The organism is Ekhidna sp., from assembly GCF_039940915.1.
In the GTDB taxonomy this organism is placed as follows: Bacteria; Bacteroidota; Bacteroidia; order Cytophagales; family Cyclobacteriaceae; genus Ekhidna.
Window position 1 is genome coordinate 804,746 of the sequence record NZ_JBDVFO010000002.1, and the last position, 23,116, is coordinate 827,861.

24 protein-coding genes are annotated in these 23,116 nt (G+C 41.5%); 18 read left to right on the forward strand and 6 right to left on the reverse strand.

Going from position 1 to position 23,116, the window contains the following annotated elements; translation table 11 throughout:
* The first annotated feature begins 92 nt into the window (after positions 1–92).
* The 6 genes from ABJF57_RS08665 (at position 93) to ABJF57_RS08690 (ending at position 7,716) form a co-directional block, all read left to right on the forward strand.
* The gene (locus ABJF57_RS08665) at positions 93–794 is read left to right on the forward strand and encodes an SDR family NAD(P)-dependent oxidoreductase (protein WP_462234319.1); all 702 of its coding nucleotides are present in this window, start codon (positions 93–95) and stop codon (positions 792–794) included.
* Positions 794–2,245, forward strand: a complete 1,452-nt coding sequence (locus ABJF57_RS08670; protein ID WP_462234321.1) for an SDR family oxidoreductase — start codon at positions 794–796, stop codon at positions 2,243–2,245. Before ABJF57_RS08665 ends, ABJF57_RS08670 begins: the two co-directional genes overlap by 1 nt.
* Positions 2,246–2,314: 69 nt before the next feature.
* Entirely contained in the window at positions 2,315–3,613 is a 1,299-nt protein-coding gene (locus tag ABJF57_RS08675; RefSeq protein WP_462234323.1) for a cryptochrome/photolyase family protein, read from the forward strand.
* 143 nt (positions 3,614–3,756) lie between these two features.
* Positions 3,757–4,479, forward strand: a complete 723-nt coding sequence (locus ABJF57_RS08680) for a CPBP family intramembrane glutamic endopeptidase (RefSeq protein ID WP_462234325.1) — start codon at positions 3,757–3,759, stop codon at positions 4,477–4,479.
* 179 nt (positions 4,480–4,658) lie between these two features.
* Positions 4,659–6,536: a CBS domain-containing protein gene (locus ABJF57_RS08685; protein WP_462234327.1), complete on the forward strand. Its 1,878-nt coding sequence runs from the start codon at positions 4,659–4,661 to the stop codon at positions 6,534–6,536.
* Positions 6,514–7,716 (forward strand): succinylglutamate desuccinylase/aspartoacylase family protein, encoded by a 1,203-nt coding sequence (locus ABJF57_RS08690; RefSeq protein WP_462234328.1) that lies wholly within the window; start codon positions 6,514–6,516, stop codon positions 7,714–7,716. Before ABJF57_RS08685 ends, ABJF57_RS08690 begins: the two co-directional genes overlap by 23 nt.
* 42 nt (positions 7,717–7,758) lie before the next feature.
* Here ABJF57_RS08690 and ABJF57_RS08695 read toward each other — a convergent pair whose 3' ends face one another.
* Positions 7,759–8,100 carry an HIRAN domain-containing protein gene (locus tag ABJF57_RS08695; RefSeq protein ID WP_462234330.1) on the reverse strand — a complete coding sequence of 114 codons (342 nt, stop codon included), beginning with the start codon at positions 8,098–8,100 and terminating at the stop codon, positions 7,759–7,761.
* 19 nt (positions 8,101–8,119) lie between these two features.
* Between ABJF57_RS08695 and ABJF57_RS08700 the strand changes: the two genes are divergently transcribed.
* Together ABJF57_RS08700 and ABJF57_RS08705 are read left to right on the forward strand one after the other, a co-directional pair.
* On the forward strand, positions 8,120–9,631 hold the full coding sequence (locus ABJF57_RS08700) for a M20/M25/M40 family metallo-hydrolase (RefSeq protein ID WP_462234332.1): 1,512 nt from the start codon (positions 8,120–8,122) through the stop codon (positions 9,629–9,631).
* 51 nt (positions 9,632–9,682) lie between these two features.
* Complete coding sequence (locus tag ABJF57_RS08705) at positions 9,683–10,096, forward strand: cytochrome B (RefSeq protein ID WP_462234334.1); 414 nt, start codon at positions 9,683–9,685, stop codon at positions 10,094–10,096.
* Positions 10,097–10,114: 18 nt separating this feature from the next.
* Here the strand turns inward: ABJF57_RS08705 and hisB are convergent, their stop codons facing one another.
* Positions 10,115–10,642, reverse strand: a complete 528-nt coding sequence (hisB, locus tag ABJF57_RS08710) for a histidinol-phosphatase (protein ID WP_462234336.1) — start codon at positions 10,640–10,642, stop codon at positions 10,115–10,117.
* A 148-nt stretch (positions 10,643–10,790) separates the two neighbouring features.
* Between hisB and ABJF57_RS08715 the strand changes: the two genes are divergently transcribed.
* Together ABJF57_RS08715 and ABJF57_RS08720 are read left to right on the forward strand one after the other, a co-directional pair.
* Complete coding sequence (locus ABJF57_RS08715) at positions 10,791–11,219, forward strand: DUF1801 domain-containing protein (protein ID WP_462234338.1); 429 nt, start codon at positions 10,791–10,793, stop codon at positions 11,217–11,219.
* 37 nt (positions 11,220–11,256) lie between these two features.
* Complete coding sequence (locus ABJF57_RS08720; RefSeq protein WP_462234340.1) at positions 11,257–11,715, forward strand: VOC family protein; 459 nt, start codon at positions 11,257–11,259, stop codon at positions 11,713–11,715.
* 28 nt (positions 11,716–11,743) lie between these two features.
* On the opposite strand, the gene ABJF57_RS08725 is transcribed toward ABJF57_RS08720, so the two are convergent.
* Positions 11,744–13,336, reverse strand: coding sequence for an FMN-binding glutamate synthase family protein (locus ABJF57_RS08725; protein ID WP_462234342.1), 1,593 nt, complete (start codon positions 13,334–13,336; stop codon positions 11,744–11,746).
* A gap of 275 nt (positions 13,337–13,611) precedes the next feature.
* Here ABJF57_RS08725 and ABJF57_RS08730 point away from each other — a divergent pair, with 275 nt between their 5' ends.
* The 6 genes from ABJF57_RS08730 to ABJF57_RS08755 all read left to right on the forward strand — a co-directional run bounded on the left by ABJF57_RS08730 (position 13,612) and on the right by ABJF57_RS08755 (position 17,707).
* Positions 13,612–14,184, forward strand: a complete 573-nt coding sequence (locus tag ABJF57_RS08730) for a hypothetical protein (RefSeq protein WP_462234343.1) — start codon at positions 13,612–13,614, stop codon at positions 14,182–14,184.
* A 35-nt stretch (positions 14,185–14,219) separates the two neighbouring features.
* Entirely contained in the window at positions 14,220–14,789 is a 570-nt protein-coding gene (locus tag ABJF57_RS08735; RefSeq protein ID WP_462234345.1) for a helix-turn-helix domain-containing protein, read from the forward strand.
* A 72-nt stretch (positions 14,790–14,861) separates the two neighbouring features.
* Positions 14,862–15,701 carry an alpha/beta hydrolase gene (locus ABJF57_RS08740; protein WP_462234347.1) on the forward strand — a complete coding sequence of 280 codons (840 nt, stop codon included), beginning with the start codon at positions 14,862–14,864 and terminating at the stop codon, positions 15,699–15,701.
* Positions 15,702–15,800: 99 nt separating this feature from the next.
* The gene (locus tag ABJF57_RS08745; protein WP_462234348.1) at positions 15,801–16,643 is read left to right on the forward strand and encodes an alpha/beta fold hydrolase; all 843 of its coding nucleotides are present in this window, start codon (positions 15,801–15,803) and stop codon (positions 16,641–16,643) included.
* Entirely contained in the window at positions 16,633–17,124 is a 492-nt protein-coding gene (locus ABJF57_RS08750) for an RNA polymerase sigma factor (protein ID WP_462234350.1), read from the forward strand. Before ABJF57_RS08745 ends, ABJF57_RS08750 begins: the two co-directional genes overlap by 11 nt.
* Positions 17,117–17,707: a hypothetical protein gene (locus tag ABJF57_RS08755; protein ID WP_462234352.1), complete on the forward strand. Its 591-nt coding sequence runs from the start codon at positions 17,117–17,119 to the stop codon at positions 17,705–17,707. Before ABJF57_RS08750 ends, ABJF57_RS08755 begins: the two co-directional genes overlap by 8 nt.
* Positions 17,708–17,733: 26 nt before the next feature.
* On the opposite strand, the gene ABJF57_RS08760 is transcribed toward ABJF57_RS08755, so the two are convergent.
* Both ABJF57_RS08760 and ABJF57_RS08765 read right to left on the reverse strand, forming a co-directional pair.
* On the reverse strand, positions 17,734–18,384 hold the full coding sequence (locus ABJF57_RS08760) for a tetratricopeptide repeat protein (protein WP_462234354.1): 651 nt from the start codon (positions 18,382–18,384) through the stop codon (positions 17,734–17,736).
* Between the two features lie 20 nt (positions 18,385–18,404).
* Positions 18,405–20,552, reverse strand: a complete 2,148-nt coding sequence (locus ABJF57_RS08765; protein WP_462234356.1) for a TonB-dependent receptor — start codon at positions 20,550–20,552, stop codon at positions 18,405–18,407.
* 120 nt (positions 20,553–20,672) lie between these two features.
* On the opposite strand from ABJF57_RS08765, the gene ABJF57_RS08770 reads away from it, so the two are divergent.
* Entirely contained in the window at positions 20,673–21,965 is a 1,293-nt protein-coding gene (locus tag ABJF57_RS08770) for an amidohydrolase (RefSeq protein ID WP_462234358.1), read from the forward strand.
* Between the two features lie 144 nt (positions 21,966–22,109).
* Entirely contained in the window at positions 22,110–22,265 is a 156-nt protein-coding gene (locus tag ABJF57_RS08775; RefSeq protein ID WP_462234359.1) for a hypothetical protein, read from the forward strand.
* Positions 22,266–22,335: 70 nt separating this feature from the next.
* Here the strand turns inward: ABJF57_RS08775 and ABJF57_RS08780 are convergent, their stop codons facing one another.
* Positions 22,336–22,899: an EF-hand domain-containing protein gene (locus tag ABJF57_RS08780; protein WP_462234361.1), complete on the reverse strand. Its 564-nt coding sequence runs from the start codon at positions 22,897–22,899 to the stop codon at positions 22,336–22,338.
* Positions 22,900–23,116 lie beyond the last annotated feature (217 nt).

The following is a 23,116-nucleotide window of genomic DNA, read 5'->3' on the forward strand; positions in this document are numbered from 1 at the left end:
AATCTGAAACGCAAAGAGCAACTGTTCACCCTACCCTTAGCAACAATTCTTGCCCGTCCTAAACTTTCACCGAATGCATGAGTTAATAGTCCATGAATAAGAATTATATCATCGTTGGTGGTAGCTCAGGCATCGGATTTGAGATAACAAAACAACTCTCAGAATCAGGGAACAAGGTAATTGTACTTTCAAGAAGCAAAGGGAATCTAGATACTCTTAGCAACGTTAAGCACATTTCGTTTGATATAACATCCGAATTAATGCCTGAAATCACTGTAGATTCCATTGATGGATTTGCGTATTGCCCTGGATCAATAAATCTTAAGCCTTTCCACGGTTTGAAACTAGCAGATTTTCAGCAAGACTTTGAAGTCAATGTAAAAGGAGCAATCAAAACATTGCAACACTTTGTAAAACAAATGAAAAACCATGGTAATGCATCCATTGTCTTTTTTAGTACTGTAGCAGTGCAGCAAGGTATGCCGTTTCATGCTTCGGTAGCAGTAAGTAAAGGTGCACTGGAAGGTTTGACACGGTCACTTGCCGCGGAGCTTGCTCCCAAGGTGCGTGTAAACTGTATTGCTCCATCTGTAACTGACACGCCTCTTGCAAGTCGAATACTCTCTTCAGAGGAAAAAAAAGAGGCTTCGGGAAAACGACATGCGCTAAATCGGGTGGGAACAGCAGAAGAGGTGGCGAAATTGGCTACCTTTCTTCTCTCGAATGATTCCAGCTGGATGACAGGGCAGATCATAGGTTTGGACGGAGGTATGTCATCTATAAGACCACTTTAATGAAACTATTACTCACAGGCTCGACGGGTTATATTGGGCGTCGTCTGCTCCCTGACTTGGTGCAAGCTGGACACTCTGTCGTATGCCCTGTTCGCGATATGCGACGTTTCGATTTTGAGGACTTTGATGACCAGTTTCTGAAGTCCATAGAGGTCATAGAATGTGATTTTCTAGACAAAGAAAGCCTCACGCGTCTTCCAAAAGACATTGATGCCGCATACTATCTCATCCACTCACTTACCTCTAACAGCAAGGAGTTTAGCCAGCTGGAAGCCATTACTGCAAATAATTTCAAAGCATATGTCTCTGAATCCAATGCGCAACAGATCATCTATCTGGGCGGCATAGCCAATGATACCAAACTCTCAGATCATTTATCTTCCCGACAAAACGTCGAGAACATTTTGAAAGAAACTGATGTACCGTTGACTGTTCTTCGATCTGCGATTATTATTGGTTCTGGAGGGGCATCATTTGAAATCATCCGTGACATAGTAGAAAAGCTACCGATCATGATCGCTCCCAAATGGCTCAATAGCAAGTGCCAGCCCATTGGGATATATAATGTAATTGAGTATCTAGTAGGCGTTCTTGGAAATCAAAAAGCCTCCAATCAGATTTTTGACATAGGTGGTAAAGATATTCTTACATACAAGCAAATGCTTTTACAGTTTGGTGAAGTAAGAGGGTTAAAACGATACATACTTACAGTTCCTGTTCTTACCATTCGCTTATCCTCACTTTGGCTCTACTTAGTTACCTCCACCTCCTATCGCCTGGCCAGAAACCTGGTAGATAGTATGAAAAATGAAGTTATCGCAAAGGATGGCTCCATTGATGAAGTCGTTTCCATCAAAAAGCTTTCCTATAAGGAATCACTTGAACGTACGTTCAAGAAGATCAACCAAAAGCAGATTGTAAGTAGCTGGAAGGATTCAATTGCCAGTCCAAACTTCAATAATGCGTTTTTGCAACAAGTAGAGGTACCAAAGCACGGTTGTTTCAAAGACACTCAATCTTATGCTTTTGAGCGAAATCCCAAAGACGTGATTGAAAATATCTGGGCCATTGGGGGTGAGCGTGGATGGTATTATGGGAACTTTCTCTGGAAGATAAGAGGGTTTTTAGACAAACTGGTTGGGGGTGTAGGTCTGCGAAGAGGACGCAGAAGCCCCAACGATTTAAAAGGAGGTGATGCGCTGGATTTCTGGCGTGTATTGTATGCTAATAAAAAAGAATCTCACTTGTTGCTATTTGCTGAGATGAAACTGCCGGGTGATGCCTGGCTGGAATTCAAAATCAAATCATCCGGTAAAGAACACAGCCTGATTCAGACTGCTACCTTTCGACCGCTAGGTGTCTGGGGAAGACTCTACTGGTTCCTGGTGCTCCCTTTGCATGGCCCCATATTTAGAAACATGGCAAAGAATATTATAGCCTATAAAGCGTAAGCATTCCGAACTTTTTTCCAGATTCTAATCAATGAAAAGATTCAATAATCAAGAGATAAAAATCATAAAATGACCAAACCTCAAGTCACACTATTTTGGTTCAGAAGAGACCTTCGCCTGGAAGACAATTGCAGTCTCTATCATGCGCTTCAGGAAGAAAATCCTGTCCAGCCTATCTTCATTTTTGACACGCAAATTTTAGAAGAACTTCCGAAAAAAGATGCACGTGTTGAGTTCATTCATCAAGAGATAACACGTCTTCAAAATGAGATTTCAGCACATGGTGGTACCCTCGATGTGCGAATGGGAAATCCGATAGAAATATGGAAATCACTGATCAATGACTATGATGTAAAAGCTGTCTGGGCGAACCGCGACTATGAACCATATGCACGCGAACGAGACAAGGAAGTTTACGATTTCCTAAACGAAAGAGGCATCGAGTTTAAGGCAAAAAAAGACCATGTCATTTTTGAGAAAGATGAAATCGTCAAGGACAATGGAGACCCCTATGTCGTGTTCACTCCCTACAGCAAGTTGTGGAAAAAGTCCCTACTCGAAGAACATATCACTTCATGTAAATCTGAAAATTACTCCAACTGGTCAAGGTCAGAAGCACGAGAAATTCCATCGCTAAAGGAGTTAGGATTTGAGCCCACAGAAATCGAATTTCCCTCTCGTGAATTGGATGAAAAAGTGGTTGGAAAATATGACGAAACCAGAGACCTTCCAGCAGTCAAAGGAACGAGCAGAATGAGCCTTCATTTGCGCTTCGGGACAGTCAGTATTCGCTCACTTGTAAAGCGAGCAAATACACTCAATGAAAAGTATTTAAATGAGCTGATTTGGCGTGATTTTTATCAAGCTATTTTATGGCATTTTCCACAGGTAATTGACTCCAACTTCAATAAGAAATATGACGACATAAAATGGCGAAATAATGAGGAAGAATTTGAAAAATGGAAGCAAGGAAAAACCGGATATCCCGTCGTTGATGCAGGCATGCGCGAGCTCAATCAAACTGGCTTTATGCACAACCGCGTTCGCATGATTGTTGCAAGTTTTCTAACTAAACATTTACTCATCGATTGGCGATGGGGAGAAGCATACTTCGCAGAGAAATTGTTCGACTTTGAGCTGGCCAGCAACAATGGCGGATGGCAATGGGCAGCTGGAACAGGAGTAGATGCACAGCCGTATTTTCGGATTTTCAACCCTTACTCGCAGACAGATAAATTTGATAAAGACCGTAAGTACATCAACCGGTGGATACCTGAAATAGATACTAAGTATTACCCCAATCCAATCATAGATCATAAAGCTGCAAGGGAGAGGTGCCTTGAAGTGTATAAGACTGCATTGAGTTGAAATACTAATTATTTTAGTATTTAATCAAATATTATTTTAAATACCTGTAATTCAGCATTTTGATTAAACTTACTTATGGTAATTATTCAATCAATAAAGCCCGATATTAACTCCTATGCGTAAGCTGTAACATTTTCAGAGGTATGTCCATCAGCTACATAAACCTGATCATGGAAAAATACAGCAGAAAGAGAAAAATCCTATTCTTCATCTTCACATTTATAGCTGGTTACCTCCTATTTATATTCCCCAATTTATTCTTCGGAATTACAAAATGGAATGGCGGACTAAATGGAATTAATCTATTCTATACAGCTCTATTTCAATTCCTCACCGTTACACTTCTCGTTAAATTCGCTTTAAGTAAAGTCGGACATAAATTAGACTTCATCGGGATGAAATTCAAGGCAAGTGATCTTTGGATCGGTGTAGCAGTCGGTCTAAGTTGGACTGCTCTTCAATTCCTGATTATCATACCAAATACGGGTGGGGTAGAACGCCCAGATGTTGCCGCTATGATAGACATGCAAAAGGGAGGAATTATTGCATTATTATCATATATCGCCCTAGGTGTAATAGGTGGTGGAATCACTGAAGAAATTTTTAATCGAGGCTATTTCATTAACGCCTTAAAAGAAGTCTTTTACAATCCAAAAATAGGTCTTTATTTCGCTTCTTTTTTATCAATTATTTTCTTCATTGCAGGACATCTTCCTTCCAATCAAATTGCGTTGATTGATATCACTATTCCAACCTTAGCTTACACGCTTTTATTTATAACAACAAGAAGGCTTACCGCACCAATTATTGCACATGGATTGTACAACATGTTGGCGATAATTTTAGTCTATTATTTGTATGATTAGTTGGCAAGCATTCAGGTTTATTTTAAAAATAATACTCCTAGCATTAACTAAACCTAGGACTGCAATTTCGCATCGAAGACTATAACAATGACCTTGACCCAAGTCATTTATGGACCTGTCATTCATCATTCTGAATGGTCAATGAATCGCCAATCTTTATCGAATTAAAATTTTCGATTATGGGAGATCTTGGGGTTAAGTCCGCTTCTAAAAAAGCTGTGAAAAATCAATTCATCAAGCACCTGCTAAATGATGTGAAATGTCTTGAACTCATGCTTGAAAAAAATCAGATCGAATCAGGTATTAGTCGGATTGGAGCTGAACAGGAATTCTGTTTGATTTCAAAAAACTGGAGACCAGAAAAGAATGCAGACGAAATACTTAAAGCCATTGATGACACTCATTTCACTAACGAGCTGGCAAGGTTCAACCTCGAACTCAATCTCGATCCTGTAGAACTCAAAGGAAAATGTTTCAATGAAATTGAAACACAGTTGCGGGTCCTTCTGAAAAGAGCAGAGGACAAAGCAAAAGAAAGAGAAACACATCTGCTATTGACAGGTATTCTTCCCACCATAAGCAAGACCGAACTCTCATTGGAGTACATGACGCCCAGGCCAAGGTATTGGTCTCTGAATGAAATGGTGAAAGGAATGCGAGGTTCTGATTTTCAACTACACATCAAGGGGGTAGACGAATTATCCATCACCCATGACTCAGTATTGATGGAAGCTTGCAACACGAGCTTTCAATTACACCTGCAAGTAAACCCGGAAGACTTTGTAGATAGCTACAACTGGGCCCAAGCCATATCAGGTCCTGTCCTGGGGATTTGTGCCAACTCTCCCCTCCTGCTAGGCAGAGAACTTTGGAGCGAAACCAGAATCGCGCTATTTCAACAAAGTATAGATACTCGAAACTCTACATATGCATTAAAGGATCAAACTTCCAGGGTCAGTTTTGGGGAAGACTGGGAATATGGAACTGTAGCGGACATCTATAAAAATGATATTGCTCAACATAAAATCATTCTTTCAAAGCCCATCAGTCACGATTCGCTAAAAGACCTTAAAAATGGTAAAATACCCAAGCTGGAAGCGCTCAACACCCATAATGGCACCATTTATCGCTGGAATCGAGCATGCTATGGTGCCACAGCTACAGCAGCTCACCTGCGCATAGAAAACAGATACATCCCTGCTGGCCCAACCATCATCGACGAGATGGCCAACTTTGCTTTTTGGGTAGGTCTGATGAAAGGTAGATCTACCACCTACGGCGATATCACCAATCAAATGGACTTTCAGGATGTTAAAGCCAACTTCATCAAAGCCGCAAGAACAGGAAAACAATCTGTCCTAAAATGGAAAGACCGTTTTGTATCGGTCAAAGATCTAATTACTCGAGAATTATTGCCCTTAGCGTATGAAGGACTGGCAAATGCCCAGGTGGACGCTGAAACAGCCTCTCGTTTACTAGAGGTCATTGATCAGCGAGCCATTAAACAAACAGGGGCACAATGGTCCATTACAAATTACAGAAGGCTGAAAAGAACCACTCGTAAAGATGATGCACTGTTGGCCTTAACGAAAAGCATGTACGAAAACCAGCAGAAAGATACCCCGATTCATGAGTGGCCAAACGTACCCAATGTGTCTAATACACACGAGCACGCCTCACAGGTAGGTCATATCATGTCTACCCGTTTGTTTACCGTAAAAACCGATGATCTCGCAGAGTTGGCTACCCAACTGATGCAATGGAAGGATATTCATCACCTTCCTGTAGAATGCGCAAATGGACAAATATGCGGCATTCTCACTTGGACACACATGCGGCATTTCCAGAAAACAGGACCACACAGTGATAGTCTTACCGTTGGAGACATTATGAATGAAAATCCAATACTCGCTCATGCGGAAATGCAAATAAAAGAAGCCATCAAAATAATGAAACAAAATGAAATCGGCTGCCTCCCAGTCGTGCACAACCAGCACCTCATCGGCATTGTCACCATCAAAGACATCAAACAGTATGACCAAAGTAAAAGTGCATAGTAAAGCACTGGACAAAACCATAGAAGTAGACCGAATCATCGGACACATAAAAGGTGAAACTGCTGGCCCCACACTGATCTTTATGGGTGGCATACATGGCAATGAGCCAGCAGGTGTTTTTGCTTTGCACCACGTGCTAAAACAACTAAAACCAGAAAACATCAAAGGTTCCATCTATGGAATATCAGGGAATCTCTGGGCACTAAAACAAGGCGAACGGTATCATAAAGCTGACCTCAACCGGTTATGGACAGCTGAGAAAATGGTGAAATTACCTAAAGCAGGCGAACCCACGCTCCATCATGATCAGACAGAGCAGGTAGCTATTAATGAGCTTTTGGATGATATTTTAGAGAAGGAAAAAGGCCCTTTCTATTTCTTTGACATGCATACCACTTCCAGCGAAACCCTGCCGTTCCTTACGGTAAACGACAGCCTTCTGAATAGACATTTCACCATTCAGTATCCACTACCCATTATCCTTGGCATTGAAGAATACCTCAATGGTCCTATTCTTAGCTACATCAATGAATTGGGTTATGTCGCTTTCGGTTTTGAAGCAGGCCAACATGATGACATGGCCTCCATAGAAAACTGCGTTTCGTTTATCTATCTATCACTCGAATTTTGCGGCTGTCTCAACAAAAAGGATTTCGAATTTCAACGATATTATGACTTGCTTGCCAAAACGGTCGGAGACGTCCGGCACATATATGAAATCTATTTTCACTATTCCATCAGGGAAGATGAGCATTTTAAGATGCTTCCCGGTTTCTACAATTTCCAACGCATCAAACAGAACCAACATCTTGCTGAAAGCAACGACAATCCGGTAAGAGCGAAAGATGATGGAAGAATTTTCATGCCCCTCTATCAACCCAAAGGCACCGACGGCTTCTTTACAATTAAAGAAATCTGGTCGCCTTTCCTTGTACTATCAGAATTTCTGAGAAAGCACCGATTGGATCGAATATTAACATTTCTTCCTGGGGTGGAGTGGCTGGATAAGGATAAATCAGGTCTTCGGGTAAATAAACGCATTGCCCGATTTATGGCGAAAGACATCTTTCACCTGTTTGGATATCGCCACGTGTATTTAGATGAGCATCACCTCAATATGTACAACAGGGATGCCTCCGCAAGGACTCAAGAATATAGGAATGCCTCATGGCTTAATTAGCAACAACTAGCTCTTAAGGGTGTTTTTTGGACGTATAAGGCATCAACTTACCAACTCGATCCTCAGTCCTACGCCAAGCATCTTTTCGCCATTCACCCACTTCGCGGTGACATGAATCTCTGTATTGTTTTTCAGTGCTGGTAAAATGGTCTCTGCTATATCCTTTTTCAAATACCCAATTTGGTTGCCAAATTTTGAAAGTACCTGAATGGCATTCGAGTCATACGGGTTGGTGGGCTCAGCTGCTAAACTGAGCTTATCATCCTCCAGCACTTCACGCCGTATGATTTCCTGGCGAGAAGATCCATCTGCATTATCTTTAGACACACCTACCACTTTGGTATCATATACAAAAACGGAAGGTATTTTAATGATCTTAGCCACATCTCAAATTTAAAAAACGATGCGCATTATTTCTGCACTATTCATTCTGCTTTCTTTAGTCGCTCCCTGTCAGGACATAAACAAGCTTTCTGAAAAACACATCAAAGAAAACAGCACACAAATCTTAACCGATTTCAAAAACCTGCTTTCCATCCCGAATGTGGCCTACGATTTACCGAATATCAACAAGAATGCGGATCACATCATTTCTGAATTGAAGAAGAGAGGCGTGGAAACCAAACTGCTACGCATAGTGGGCACACCTCCCATTATTTACGGATACTACCCTGTGAAAGGAGCCAAGCGCACACTGGCCTTTTATGTACACTACGATGGTCAGCCTGCCGATAAAAATAACTGGATTAACGACCCATGGACACCTACCTACTACTCCAAGGCTTTGTTTGAAGGTGGCGAGCCAATGGATTTTCCTGTCTCCTATGATGAAATCGACGATGAGCATCGCATCTACGCACGATCTGCGGGAGATGATAAGGCACCTGTGATCACCATACTTACGGCATTGGATATGATTCAGACAAATAAAATCAAAGCCACATCTAATCTTGTCTTCTTCTTTGAAGGTCAGGAAGAAGCTGGATCCAGACAGCTGCAGCAATACTTGAATGATAACAGAGCACTCGTTGATGAAATTGACTTATGGCTGTTTTGCGATGGCCCGGTACATCAATCCAGAAGACCACAATTGGTATTTGGCGTACGTGGCGTAACAGGCATGGAAATAACTACCTATGGACCCAATCGTCCACTGCACAGCGGACACTATGGAAACTGGGCACCAGTACCCGGGCAAATACTTTCAGAGCTCATTGCCAGCATGAAAGATGAGGAAGGAAACATCATCATTGATGGCTTTTACGAAGATGTGGAGCCATTAAGTGAGCTGGAAAAAAAAGCTATGCAAAACATTCCTTCCATTGACGATGGTTTAAAAAAAGAACTTGGCATCAACAATCCTGAAGGCACCGAATCATACAACGAACGACTTCTCCGTCCTTCGCTCACCATCAAAGGCCTGAGCAGTGGAAATACTGGAAAATTGGCTAGAAACGTGGTGCCAGCCACAGCCACTGCAGCTATTGGCATGCGGCTGGTCAAAGGATGTGATCCAGAAAAACAAAAGAATCTGGTGGAAGCACACATACGTAAACAGGGGTTTCATATCGTCAGAGAAGACCCAGATCAGGAAACACGATTGAAGTATCCTAAAATCGCAAAAGTCACACGCTCAAGCGGCTACCCCGCTGCCCGTACATCCATGGATTTGCCAATCATTCAGGAGGTAATTGAAAGAACTAAACATGTAGCTGGAGATGACTTGATTCTTTTACCTACACTCGGTGGGTCGCTGCCTCTTTACCTTTTCACCGATGAACTAAAAAAACCAGCCATAATTTTGCCCATTGCCAATCATGACAACAATCAACATGCTGCAGATGAGAATATTCGCATAGGAAATTTATGGTATGGAATCAAGCTAATGAGCGCCTTGATGACAATGGATAAATAAATTGAGTTCTCAATGGATCACTCCTACTATATTTGACGAAAATTTCTCACTATGTACACATTTCTACTTCAATTTCACTCCGGATTACGCTGGTTAATACTTGTTGCTGTTGTCATTGCCGTGATAAAATCGCTTATTGGGTTATTTGCAGGCACCGAATATTCAAAGTTTGATAAAATCGTTGCAGTAGCTTTCGTAGGAATGATGCACTTGCAATTATTGCTTGGATTGGCGCTCTACTTCATCTATAGTCCATTCATCACCTACAACATGAGTGATCAAGTGTCCCGATTCTGGTCTGTAGAGCACTTGGCATTGATGCTATTTGCTGTAGCAGCTGCCCAGGTAGGAAGATCCATCAGTAAGAAGACTACAGATGCTCAAGTAAAATTTCGCTTTCAGTCCATTTTCTTTGGAATGTCGCTGATACTCATGCTACTAGGAATTCCTTGGGATAGAATTTAAAAATTAAGCTTCAAGTGACTAGCTGCTAGTAACTAGAAATTGGTAAATCTCCTTCCAGCTCTTTGGTTTTAGCGCTGCTTCAGTTTCGTTATCTGAATACGCTGAGGTCAGATAGATGGCTTTACATCCCAGGTTTCGCGCCAGCTGTACATCAGTCGCTCGGTCGCCCAGGACATAGGAGCTTTCCATGTCATAATCACCCGAAAGGTATTGATTAAGCATCCCAGTGCCTGGTTTACGGTTTGGATGATTATCCTTCTCAAAATGCTCATCGATATGCACTGCATCAAAATGGATTCCTTCGGTCTCAAGCAGCCGCATAATGAAGTTGTGTACTGGCCAAAATTCGTGATCAGGAAAAGCATCTGTGCCCAGTCCATCCTGATTTGTAACCATCACAAAAAGGAAGTTCGTTTCATCCTTCAGCTTCTTTAGGTAGTACAATGCCTCAGGTAAAAAATCCAGTTTTTCAATGGTTTCGATTTTCTCATCCTCTGTCTCCTGGATGATGGTGCCGTCACGGTCAATGAATAGAATGGGTTGCATGTTGCGAAGGTAAGGGCTGTTTAAGCTTTTTTAGCAAACGATTATTTGAATTATTTCCATTCGAGATCAAAACCTGGATAGCACCTCTTTTCACTTTCGCATTTTTTTGAAAAAAGGTATCTTACATTATACGTTTACAAAAAAAGATATGGCCAAGACAATCGAAACAGAAGTAAGTGTCCAAGATTTTATCAATTCTTATGTAGAGAATGATCAAAAAAAGGAAGACAGCCATCGTTTGATTGATTTGATGAAAGAATGGTCTGGTTTTGAGCCTAAAATGTGGGGGCCCACCATTGTTGGGTTTGGCGGTTACCACTACAAATATGCAAGCGGACACGAGGGAGATGCTCCGATCATTGCCTTCTCTCCGCGAAAAGCACAATTCTCACTCTATGTCTATTCGCAAACAGAGAAAAGTGATCTGCTTTTGAACGATTTCGGGAAGTTCAAAATGGGAAAATCATGCATATACGTGAAGAAGCTTGCTGATATCGACATCTCTGTTTTGGAAAAACTCTGTAAGGAAACCATTGCGTATCTAAATGAGCATCATGAATGTTCTTGTCACAAATAAACTGTTGCGTCTCACCTATTAAAAGGCATGAATCAAGATGATCAAAGGGCTCTATGAAACACATCTCAATGTGTCCAATTTGGATCGATCGATTGACTTCTATTCAAATGTCTTGGAGCTAGAACAATGCTACTATGAGGAAGAAAGACGAGCGGCCTTCTTTTGGATTGGCAAGCCGAAAGAATTCATGCTAGGATTGTGGGAAAAGCCCAAAGAACAGATTAATGCCATGCATTTTGCATTTCAATGCGATCCAAACTGGGTATTGAATGAATCGGTCGGCTATTTGAAAAAAAGAAACCTCGCCTGTCGCAATTTTTTGAACGATGGTACCGAAAGACCCATGGTTTTTGCCTGGATGCCGGCCATCTCCATCTATTTTGATGACCCTGATGGACATTCACTTGAATTTATTGGCATTTTAGCTGGTGAATCCAGACCTGAAAATGGCGTCATCTCTTATGAGCGATGGAAAGAATTGGAAGCAGGGCAATAGAAAAATCTTTACCACTTTAACCCATCAATCAATCATCATCTACATTGCTAAAAGTGGTGGCAGAGGCTGCAACGACTGCACGTTCCCACCCCACCGGTAGCTCTTTTTGGAGCAAATCTCCGGGCTTAAGCGCTGGATATATTTCCCCATAGTGCTTAATTTCAGTAAAATCAGTTCTACGCATTCTGTGCCAAGGCCTCAGTTCTGATGTAGACTTCAATCCCATAGAACCCAGCATCTCAGCTACGCCATGCATCGTAGCCCCGTGAAAGTTAGCCGTACGCTTAGCTTTGTATTTCACATCCAGTCCCTTTACCAGTTGGGGATCTTGGGTTGCTACACCAGTAGGACAATCGTTTGAGTTGCATCGCAATGCCTGAATACAGCCAATAGCCATCATCATTCCTCTGGCGGAATAACATGCATCTGCACCAATAGCCATATTTTTTATGAGATCAAATGCGGTAATAATTTTTCCGCTGCAAAGCACCTTCACTTTATCTCTAAGATTAAAACCGACCAACGTATTGTGAGCAAATGAAAGCGCTTCCACCAACGGCGTACCTATGCGGTCAGAATACTCAACTGGAGCAGCCCCAGTTCCACCCTCGCTCCCGTCAATGTCTACATAGTCCGGTTGTATACCTGACAATATCATGGCCTTGCAAATGGAGATAAACTCCCTTCTTTTCCCTATGCATAGTTTTATTCCTATTGGTTTACCTCCAGAAAGTGATCTGAGCAGCTTGATATATTCCATCATTTCCAAAGGAGTGCTAAAGGCAGAATGTCCTGGAGGAGAGGCCACCGTTTTACCGACGGGTACATTACGAATTTCTGCAATCTCCTCGTTTACTTTCTCCCCTGGAAGTATCCCTCCATGACCAGGTTTTGCACCCTGAGAAAGCTTTATTTCTATCATTTTTACATTTTGATGACAGGATTTTTCCTTAAAGAGCTCAGGATCAAAATCTCCATCGTGGGTGCGTGCACCAAAATATCCAGTTCCTATTTGCCAGATGATATCTCCGTTGTTCCTTAGGTGATATTGAGTCAACCCACCTTCACCCGTATTGTGTGCAAAACCTCCCATTTTCGCTCCGCTATTGAGGGCCTCCACTGCGTTTTTGCTTAGGGATCCGTAGCTCATAGCCGAAATATTGAGAATACTAGCATCATAAGGTTGTTTACAGTCTGGTCCGCCAATGGTGACTCGCAGTGTCTTAGGATCCACTTCGGTTGGGCTCAGTGAATGATTGACCCACTCATACCCCACATCATAAACGTCTTTCTGCGTTCCGAATGGCAGGGTGGAAAGCTCCTTCTTCGCTCGCTGATATACCAGTGACCGGGCGTTTCGTGAAAATGGAACACCACTTGAATTGGTCTCAATAAAGTACTGACTAATCTCAGGCCTTATGCTCTCAAATAAGTATCTCAGGTTGCCTAGCAAAGGGAAATTTCTCCTTATGGCTTGCCTCTTTTGAAGAATATCATTGAGCCCTATTAGAAAGAGAGGCCCTACTAGGATGAATGACCAAAGCATGGAAGTTACAAAATATGAAATCAATAAAATTCCCGAGATGACGATAACCGATATGACAATGAACTGATTTCTCATTTGCTTCTTGATTTTGTTTGGTGACTATGAACCAACAATCTATAAACTTTTTTATTTCTAAGATTTATCTTAAGGGTGAGAACATTGGATTATAATGATCAATGTCTATTTTCTTACAAATGATGCTTAAGATAAATCCGGCCATATCCATACTGCCTTAAGGTTACTCAGACTGGGGATTTACGGATCGCTAAACATATCTTTGGTTTACATAGGTAGCATCGAAGACTGTGTAAACATTCCTTGAAAGCCCTACAAGATTGTATGTCACACTAATGAAACTCATAACCTCTTCCTCCGCATCAAAAGCTGTTCACATCCTGACACAATCCTTCCAGACCAATCCAAGCGCATTGTGGGTAATCAAGCAGGATCAGAAAGTACAAAAGCGCCTCCGAGCGCTCATTGAATACGCGGTAAAAACAGGGTTGGAAAATGATGGTGCATTTCTTTCAGACGATGAATCAGCTGCTGCTATCTGTTTTGAAGAACCCACAGCATCAAGCATGAAGGCCTACTGGAACCAACTAATTCTCATACGAAAAGCAATCGGTATCTCACGTGTTCCTCATGTGCTAAAACGTGAAGGATATCTCAAAAAGTACCGTTCGAAAGAACCTCATCTCAATTTCTGGTTTTTAGGTGTCGATCCAAACAACAAAGGACGAGGCGGCGTGCATGATCTCAAGAGGGAGATTTTTAAAATCTCACAAGAAAAAAAACTCCCAATCTTACTGGAAACTTCAGTAGAGCGAAACAAGAATATCTACGAGCACTTTGGTTTTCGTACCTACCATACGTGGAAGCAATCTGAAGATTATACATTGTGGTTTATGCGCAGAGGTTAACCCCTTTTTGCTTCCGTAATCACTTACTTTACATTGTGAAAATCATCAGCCAAGTCATTGTACAACAGCGCAAAAAAAAGCTTCTCTCCCAAGAAGAATTGGCACATAAATCCGGGATTTCTCTCAGGACCATTCAACGCATTGAGAAAGGCAGCGTTAATCCGCATGGACATACCCTGAAGGTTCTGGCTGAAACACTGGAGTTTGATCTGACCGATCTCATCAAAGAAAAGGATCACGATTTTTCGAACGAACTTCGGACACTTAATGCCATTGGCCTACTCGCAATTATTGCCCCACTGATACATCTATTCGTTCAGCTATTTTACTGGAAAAGAAAGAAGGTTGAAGGTCAATACAAAACTATCGGAAGACGAATCTTGAGTTTTCAGATTATATGGCTTCTAGCCACATTGGTTGCTTTCAGTTTGATTCACATACTCTCCTTCATCATTGCGGGACAAAGTGTGATTGGCCATTTCCCTTACCGATTGATCACCTACATGATCCTTCTTCTTATCAATGTGAGTCTGGTTGGTATTACAGCAGTGAGGTTAAACAGCAATCGAACAAAAATCCTCACCTGGGTTCCACTATTGCTATAATGACACCAACATGACATAGAAATGGCGTAACGTATTCTTCATTTTCATTCTTTCTTGCCCGTCAAAAAGGTCATGAAAAAAACACTTTTAACCGTTCTCATAACGACAATACTCACAGCACTAATCGTACTTACAGTATTTGAGGTCATCGCACAGCAGCGGCAAATAGAAGCTGATGCATTGGTAGAGATTGACTCTGAAATATTGAATGAAAAACGAAACATTCTCATTCATCTGCCATATGCATATGATCCAGATGAGGTCTATCCTGTTCTATATGTACTCGATGGCTCTTCTCAGGATTTCAGAATGGCAGGAATTGCGGAGGTACTCAATATGGCCGGCACAGTTCCGGAAATGATCATCGTAGGAATTCCCAATACTAATCGCAACCGTGACCTTACACCTCACTACATTTTACAGGAAACCGATGGAGAAATATATGGTGAAGGAGATCATTTCCTTAGCTTCATCACAGATGAAGTAGCTCCATACATTGAAGGTAGGTATCCGACCAATGGCTACAAAATGTTGGCAGGCCATTCGAGAGGCGGACTCTTTTCCTTCTACGCTTATCTAGAGAGGCCAAATTCTTTCGATGCCTATTTTAGCTTTAGTCCAGCCTTTTGGAGAGACGAGTCCCTCGCTGTTAAAAAGGCCGAAAAAGAATTATCATATTCATCAACGGGAAACTTCATTTTCCTTAGTCTGGGAACGGAAGAAAATGACAAGATGAAAGCTGGATATGATGCCATGATCCGCTTGATGAATACTGGAACTATTGAATCGTACCACCACATGTATACGCCCAATGCAAACCATGGCAATAACCTATTCTATTCTACACCGAAAGCCCTTCAACTCTGGGCTGAATCATATGCAAAGTCTCAATCACAAGATCATGAAAAATGAACATGCTTAACAGTTCCTCTGCTTGATTGAAAATATTTTATGCGTCTGTAACAATTTCCCAAACATTGGATCAAAGGGAAAATTTTAATAAAACAGATCATGAAAAAGTTATTATTCATAGTTAGCGCAGTATTTATCATTCAGCTTTCATTTGGCCAATCTCCTATTCAGGTAGAAAAAAGTGGCAAAGGAAATCCGATCATTTTTCTTCCTGGATTTACAACTCCCGGGTCAGTTTGGGAAGAGACTATTGAGAATTTGAATGGCACTTTTGAAACCCATGTGGTTTCCTATGCAGGATTTAATGGCATGGAATCTATCGGGACACCCTGGTATGCCCCCATTAAACAAAAGCTAATCGACTACATCAAAGAAGAAAAGTTGACTAACCTCACTTTAATAGGCCACAGCATGGGTGGTAATCTCGCTACTGACCTGGCTGCTCATTTTGACAATGAATTAAGCGGACTAATCATCATAGAATCTCTGCCATGTATGCGGGAACTGATGATGCCAGGAGTACCAGCAAGTTCATTGCAATACGATAGCCCATACAATAATCAAATGCTGAATATGCCAGAGGATGCATTCAAAAATGTGGCTTTATCAATGGCTCGAAATATGACAAATGTTGAGGAGAAAATTGATGTGCTAGCCAGCTGGTCTTTAGCAGCTGATCGTAAGACGTATGTCTACGGGTACACCGATCTATTGAAACTCGATCTGCGACCGCAGCTAAATAACATTGCTACTGAAACACTCATACTTGGCGCTACTTTTCCAAGTAGAGAAATGGCTCAGCAAACATTCGAAAAGCAATATGCTAACTTGAAAAATAAAACCATTGAACTTGCAGATGATAGTAAGCATTTCATCATGTTTGATCAACCTGAATGGCTGTATGCCAAAATCAACGATTACATAGCCAAGAATGTCCAGTAACACCCGCCTCTTCGAATCCCTGCACGCTGAATACTATGGCATGGTACACCAAATGTGTATGGGGTTCATGAAGGGAGATAGAGACTTAGCGAAAGATCTAGCGCAAGAGTCGTTCATTAACACATGGAAATCTCTTGACAAATTTAAGGAGGCTTCCAGCTACAAAACATGGATCTATCGCATCACAGTAAATACCTGCTTAAAGTTCATTCGGGACAATAAGCACAAAAATCAGGTACCCATTGATTCAAAAATCAATCTGCTCGAAAATGCTCATCAGTCTGCTTATGAGGACACGCATCAAGAACTCTATCAGGCCATTGGCAAGCTCAGTGAATTGGATAGACTGATCATTGTGATGGTACTGGATGAGCTAGACTATGAAGAGATAGCCAGTGTCGTGGGAATTAGTGAAGGGAACCTGCGGGTAAAAATCCATCGAATCAAAAAGAATCTTAAAAAAATATTAGAAAATGAGTGATCCAATAGATAGTCTAAAAAACAAGTGGGATGCAGTGAAAAGCACGCCTAGCGAACCAAAGATCAGCTCGAAAGAGTTAATCTCCTTAGCCAAAAAGAAGATGAAGAGTGCAGTAATGATGCATGTGGGGAATATTGGAGTATTGGCTATCACGCTGATCGGAATCTCTGCCTTCTTCATTTATGTGGCTCCTTTGAAGAACACATTGAGTCACATCGGTATTTTTTTGATGGTCGGTGGACTCGCAATTCGCATCATCATCGAGTGTTACAGTATTTATCGATCTTCACATGTAGATGTGAGCGAATCCGTCGCTATTGCAAATGATACTTCCTTGCAGTTCTATAACTATCGAAAGCGCATCCATGGACCGATAACTGTTGTTATTCTGATCGCTTACACGATTGGTTTTTATTTGTTGACTCCTGAGTTTAGTGATTACTTCACTACCATCCAGGTCATCCTTATGGATGTTTCTTACCTGGGAGCTGCTGCCATATTTATCTATTCCATCCGTAAGGCAATTCAGAAAGAAATGAAATTACTGGACGAATTAAAGCTGCTTCAGAATGAATTTGAATGAAAAAAGCGGCTTTCGCCGCTTTTTTCTTAATTCCCTTTTTCACAAAGTTCTTTGATGGATTGCTCCGTGCTTCCCTTACCCCAACTTGGAGCAAATGGATTGTCAGATTTCTCTTCCTTACCGAAAAGAACCATCGCCTTAAACAAACTGCTACAAGCATCGTCGGTTCCACCACCCATAAACTGAGCCGTACCATACTGCATACGTCCCATCAGAAAGTGAGCCCTTGGGTTGTTGGGATTCAATGCTATCGCCTTCTGAAAAGATCCGAATGCCAATCCACTGTAAGTCATTCCTCGCGTTGCAGGGTCTACCGTCAACTTGATCATGTTTACATAACCTCGTATGGCTTCTAATTCGGAATCATTTGGATTGATTTCCTCTCCTTTTTCTACAGCCTTCATGGCTAAATCCAAATACTTATCCTTGTCCTCAGCTGTTTGGTACATCTCACTCATTTTCAAATAGCCAAAAGCCACGTAGTAGTAAGGTTCCCAACGGTTCTTTTCTGCCTCACCTATTCGATTGAGGTTGTTGATCGCTGCCTGCAAGTCTTCGGAAGTTTCAGCAGCAAACATCGCTGGCACATTTTTTCCCATGGCCTTTTCAAATTGACCATTTGCAAACGTTAAAGAGGTACAAAGCATGCATAATATGAGTATTAAATTCTTTTTCATAATTGATAATTGTTTTGATTTTAAAGATTTGGTAACTGATTAATTCCTTTGTTTTTTGATAGGGTGATAAACACACCTAAGAAGATGAATCGCTTGGCTGGTGGTGTAATGGCTCTACTCGTATAGACACCTGCATTATCCGGCTGATCCGCAAATTCATACCCGTATATATTGTTTATCCCCAGTACATTATTCACCATTGCATGCACAATGATTTGATTGCTATAGAGGTAGCTTATGTTGAAGCTCAAGTCGTGGTATGCGGGCGTTTTGCCACCAAGAAATTTTTCACTATTTAGATCATTGTAAGGTCTACCGCTGGCAAACGAGTAGGTCACACCTATTTGGCTTTTGATTTCATCAATGAATTTCTTCATCACGAAAGAGAAATTGTGTGACGAGGCGAATGCAGGTGTAAATGAACCAGGATAGTCTCTATATTCTCGCTCCGTTTGCAAGAATGAATAACTCACCCAGTAGTCCATATTCTTGAAAGTCTTATTGTCTCTCCAAAAAAGATCTACACCGCGAGCATATCCATTCCCATCAAACTGAAAAGTATTGCTTTCATAGATGCTCGCATATTTTACCAAATCATCATAGCGCTTTTCATAAACTTCTATTCTAAAGCTATGTCCTTCTTTTACCCATTGATAGTTGGCAATGTAATGCGCCGCCTTTTCAGCGTGTGCGCTGGACTCAGTTAATATAATTTGCGTTTGAGGTGCTTGATAAAATTGACCATAGGCCATGGAAATTTGGCTATTCGTTCCCGTTTTATACGCCGTTGAAAATCGAGGAGATAGCGTTGTCTTTCCATTCAAACTGTTCTGCTCCATTCTTAACCCTCCCTTAAAGGCGAGTGCAGATGATGCAAATGCTTCAGTTTCTAGAAAAGAAGCCGTCAATGTTTCATCAAAATTTTGAAGAAACGGTCCTGTCTCGTCAGACAATACCTGATCGAGTGATCTTTTGACCACCTCACCTCCAAAGAGAATGGCCAATCGATCAGAGTGCTGATAGTCTGCCACGAATTTCACATGACCACCATTCAACTTTTGATCCCTGCTGTTGTCAGAAATTGAAGCGAAATCTTGACTGGTGGTCATCGAGACACCACCACGTATGCCCCACTTTTCAGAAACCAGTTCACGATAAGATGCATTGACGTGTGCATAATCGCTGGAGACGGTTACTGGTAGTTCTGCTTCAGGATTTCCAATTTCGGACTCAAACAGTTCCATTCTTGATGTGCTGAGATTGGTGTAAAACTTCAGCAATCCCGTTTTGCTTGTTTTGAGTCGATAAGCAAAATTTCCATCCAATCCTGTAGGCGCTTTGTCCCATTTCAGATTTTGAGGTGCCAATTCAAAGTAAGGAGTCAGGTTAGTGTACTGAACCTTACCAGCCAACGAACTATTCTTAAATGCGCGTGTAGCTGAAACATCACCTCCTACAGACATGAGAGAGATGTCTGTTCGATTGTTGTCAGCCACATCCTTTGATTGCAGAATAAGTGCAGAGGACAGTGCTTGTCCATATTCTGCAGAATACCCTCCAGTTGAAAAACTCATCCCCTTAAACATGAAGGGTGAAAATCGGCTTCTGCTTGGTGTATTGGGAGCTGCAGGACCATATTCACCGTGCACCAACATGCCATCAATGAATGTCTTGGTTTCACGACCGTCACCCCCTCGTACAAAAAGTCGTCCCGTCTCTCCCACTGTTTGCGTTCCAGGTAGGGTATTTAACGCCCCGGGAATATCTGCAGTGGCGCCTGCAGTTGTCACTATGTCCAGTGGCTTCATTACCTCTCTTTGATTCTCATCCGAAGCATTGAAAGCCCCGGCAGTAATTATCACAGCGTTGAGAACGCTTACTTCTTCTTTTAGCATGATGTTGAGTTCTTGACTTTTGGATGCGATTGGAAGTATCGCGTCGTGAAAGCCGATGAAGGAGGCTATCAGCACCAGACTGTCCATTTCGGAAGTGGAAAATGAAAACCTGCCTGCTATATCGGTGGTGGCTCCATCATATGTCCCTTGTAGATAGACATTCACACCCAATAAAGGCTCACCAGACTTTTCAGTCACTTGACCAGTAATGGTAAGTTGGCCTTGCGAAACAATCGCTGAAATAAACAGAAGTAAAAAAAATCCGGTCCTCATGTTTCTGACTTTTAGCATGAGTCAAAAGTGAACATGAAGACATTCCTTAGCTAATAAGCTTCACCGAACTGTAGAAATAAAAGGATGAGTTGTAAATTATGGTTTCAAACTAAAGTAATTATGAAGAAAACCTATCTAACCCTATGTTCAGTGCTGATTACATCAGTCCTATTTGCTCAAAAATTTGATAAGCAGATCGAAAAGATGGTCGCTCAGACAGAGAAAGATGTCATTGAGTGGCGTCATTGGTTTCATCAAAACGCAGAGTTGAGCAATCGGGAGTTCGAAACAGCGAAGCGAATTACTGCGATACTTAAAGAAATTGGATATGAGCCACAAACTGGAGTTGCCAAAACTGGAGTGGTAGCTGTGCTGAAAGGCGGGAAACCAGGCCCGGTAGTTGGATTGCGCGCAGATATCGATGGGCTACCAGTAAAAGAACGTGTGGAGCTTCCATGGGCTTCTTCCCAAATGGGTGAGTACAACGGAGAACAGGTGCCAGTGATGCATGCCTGTGGCCATGACACACACATAAGTATTCTCTTGGGTGTGGCTAAGATGCTCTGGGAAATAAAGGATCAAGTGCCAGGCACTGTTAAATTCATTTTTCAACCTGCCGAAGAAGGAGCTCCTAAAGGTGAAGAAGGAGGAGCCCAACTCATGGTGAAAGAAGGCGTGCTTAAAAACCCAGATGTTGATGCAATCTTTGGCCTTCACATCAATGCTCAGACAGAAGTAGGCAAATTGAAAGTGAGACCAGAAGGCATCATGGCTGCTGTAAATAGCATGCGAATAGACATTAAAGGAAAGCAAGCTCATGGCTCAGCGCCTTGGGATGGAATCGACCCGATAGTGACTGCCGCACAGATCATTAATAACCTGCAGAGCATTGTGAGTAGAAATATGCAATTGACAGAGGCGCCGGCGGTAATTACCATTGGTGCAATCCACGGAGGAGTGAGATATAACATCATCCCTGAAGACCTTTACATGCTTGGTACCATTCGCACCCTAGATGCTGATATGAAAACTCAGATTTTACAGCGTATTCGCGAAGTAGCAACCAAGACCGCAGAATCTAATAATGCAGAAATCGATATATGGATCGATGAAGGTTATCCAGTGACGTACAATGAAGTATCGCTTTATGATCAGATGCTACCTACATTGAAGAGAGCAGCTGGTAAAGAAAATGTTGAAATTATCAAACCAATAACAGGTGCTGAAGACTTTTCTTTTTTCCAGGAAAAGGTACCGGGGCTTTACTTCTTTATCGGTGGATGCCCACCGGATAGAGATCCTGAAAAAGTAGCAGGCCACCATACCCCAGATTTCTACGTAGATGACACAGGCATGAACCTAGGCATGAAAGCAATGATGGGTTTAACACTTGATTATCTAAGCAAAAAATAGACTCATCTAAGAATAGTACTAATTCATAGCTGAATAATTACAATTCATAGTTAAAATGCTTACCATTATATATGGTACAATACCAATATATAATGGTAGTATTTAAATACACCTTTGAACTACGATTAACAAACATTAAGAGCTATGGGATATTTATTCAGTCTATTTGCAAAGAAAGATGCGTTGAAACTCTCCAAGACAAATTCAGGAGAATGGGTAGTAAAGAAGAATTTAAGAATCCTTTACATAGGACCTAAAGATAAGTGTCAAACCTATATGAACCAGCTAAAAGTGGCTTAGCGGTGAGCCAACTATTACGGTAATATTATTTAGGTGTGTGAACCCTGCTGAAAGGCAGGGTTTCTTTTTTTTAGTCTCTGTCTGCCCAGAACCCAAACAACCAGTTACCGGGAGATTTTTCATTGGTAGACCTAAAGAATTCATCAACAGCATGCATGAGTTCCCTTTTTGTAATGAAGTCATCACCGTCCCGATCCAACTTGATGAATGCTTTTGCTGAATGCTTGATTGGAATATGGTAACACATAAACATATCAGAATACTCATTGACCGAAATCACTCCGTCATTATTCACATCAAAGGAATCAAATATGGAGCTAATCATGTGAATGACCCAACTCTTATAAATGTGCTCATTCCCTTTGCTTAGCATGTTGTCACAAAACTCAAGGAAGTGCTCTTCATTGGCCTCACCGCCTTGATGTTCAAAATATTTCTGAAACATCTTCCAGCTTTTCACACTTCCATCAATCACTTTTTTGTATTCTTCAGTACCGGGTTTGTAAACCCAAAGAAGACATAGGGATTCTCCGATTTCCATGAAGTCATTGGCTTCCAAGATCCCGTTGCGGTCCTGGTCTAACACAACATGGAAATAGTGTGATATTTTTTCTTTCTGTAGCGGTGAAAGCATTTGATCAAAATTTGATTTTCAATAGATACAGTACATACCTTAATACACAAGGATATGTAAAGGTGACCAAAGAGTAAAGTCATACATAATGAGTCTACATACTGTATACCCATACAACCTTGCTCATTGACGGTCAAAGCCCAAAACTAATGTCTTCATTTTCAAAGTTTTAATATTTCCTGAAGCTTTCGACTAAAGTTTTTCGTTGCGATTAAAT

What these genes read in the sequence shown, in the direction of transcription:
- ABJF57_RS08675 (WP_462234323.1), top strand. Translation starts at nt 2,315, where the DNA reads ATGACCAAACCTCAAGTCACACTATTTTGGTTCAGAAGAGACCTTCGC.
- ABJF57_RS08725 (WP_462234342.1), bottom strand. Translation starts at nt 13,336, where the DNA reads ATGAGAAATCAGTTCATTGTCATATCGGTTATCGTCATCTCGGGAATT.
- ABJF57_RS08685 (WP_462234327.1), top strand. Translation starts at nt 4,659, where the DNA reads ATGGGAGATCTTGGGGTTAAGTCCGCTTCTAAAAAAGCTGTGAAAAAT.
- ABJF57_RS08730 (WP_462234343.1), top strand. Translation starts at nt 13,612, where the DNA reads ATGAAACTCATAACCTCTTCCTCCGCATCAAAAGCTGTTCACATCCTG.
- ABJF57_RS08700 (WP_462234332.1), top strand. Translation starts at nt 8,120, where the DNA reads ATGCGCATTATTTCTGCACTATTCATTCTGCTTTCTTTAGTCGCTCCC.
- ABJF57_RS08755 (WP_462234352.1), top strand. Translation starts at nt 17,117, where the DNA reads ATGAGTGATCCAATAGATAGTCTAAAAAACAAGTGGGATGCAGTGAAA.
- ABJF57_RS08690 (WP_462234328.1), top strand. Translation starts at nt 6,514, where the DNA reads ATGACCAAAGTAAAAGTGCATAGTAAAGCACTGGACAAAACCATAGAA.
- ABJF57_RS08750 (WP_462234350.1), top strand. Translation starts at nt 16,633, where the DNA reads ATGTCCAGTAACACCCGCCTCTTCGAATCCCTGCACGCTGAATACTAT.
- ABJF57_RS08780 (WP_462234361.1), bottom strand. Translation starts at nt 22,899, where the DNA reads ATGCTTTCACCGCTACAGAAAGAAAAAATATCACACTATTTCCATGTT.
- ABJF57_RS08740 (WP_462234347.1), top strand. Translation starts at nt 14,862, where the DNA reads ATGAAAAAAACACTTTTAACCGTTCTCATAACGACAATACTCACAGCA.
- ABJF57_RS08705 (WP_462234334.1), top strand. Translation starts at nt 9,683, where the DNA reads ATGTACACATTTCTACTTCAATTTCACTCCGGATTACGCTGGTTAATA.
- hisB (WP_462234336.1), bottom strand. Translation starts at nt 10,642, where the DNA reads ATGCAACCCATTCTATTCATTGACCGTGACGGCACCATCATCCAGGAG.
- ABJF57_RS08745 (WP_462234348.1), top strand. Translation starts at nt 15,801, where the DNA reads ATGAAAAAGTTATTATTCATAGTTAGCGCAGTATTTATCATTCAGCTT.
- ABJF57_RS08770 (WP_462234358.1), top strand. Translation starts at nt 20,673, where the DNA reads ATGAAGAAAACCTATCTAACCCTATGTTCAGTGCTGATTACATCAGTC.
- ABJF57_RS08680 (WP_462234325.1), top strand. Translation starts at nt 3,757, where the DNA reads ATGTCCATCAGCTACATAAACCTGATCATGGAAAAATACAGCAGAAAG.
- ABJF57_RS08775 (WP_462234359.1), top strand. Translation starts at nt 22,110, where the DNA reads ATGGGATATTTATTCAGTCTATTTGCAAAGAAAGATGCGTTGAAACTC.
- ABJF57_RS08765 (WP_462234356.1), bottom strand. Translation starts at nt 20,552, where the DNA reads ATGAGGACCGGATTTTTTTTACTTCTGTTTATTTCAGCGATTGTTTCG.
- ABJF57_RS08760 (WP_462234354.1), bottom strand. Translation starts at nt 18,384, where the DNA reads ATGAAAAAGAATTTAATACTCATATTATGCATGCTTTGTACCTCTTTA.
- ABJF57_RS08720 (WP_462234340.1), top strand. Translation starts at nt 11,257, where the DNA reads ATGATCAAAGGGCTCTATGAAACACATCTCAATGTGTCCAATTTGGAT.
- ABJF57_RS08670 (WP_462234321.1), top strand. Translation starts at nt 794, where the DNA reads ATGAAACTATTACTCACAGGCTCGACGGGTTATATTGGGCGTCGTCTG.
- ABJF57_RS08715 (WP_462234338.1), top strand. Translation starts at nt 10,791, where the DNA reads ATGGCCAAGACAATCGAAACAGAAGTAAGTGTCCAAGATTTTATCAAT.
- ABJF57_RS08665 (WP_462234319.1), top strand. Translation starts at nt 93, where the DNA reads ATGAATAAGAATTATATCATCGTTGGTGGTAGCTCAGGCATCGGATTT.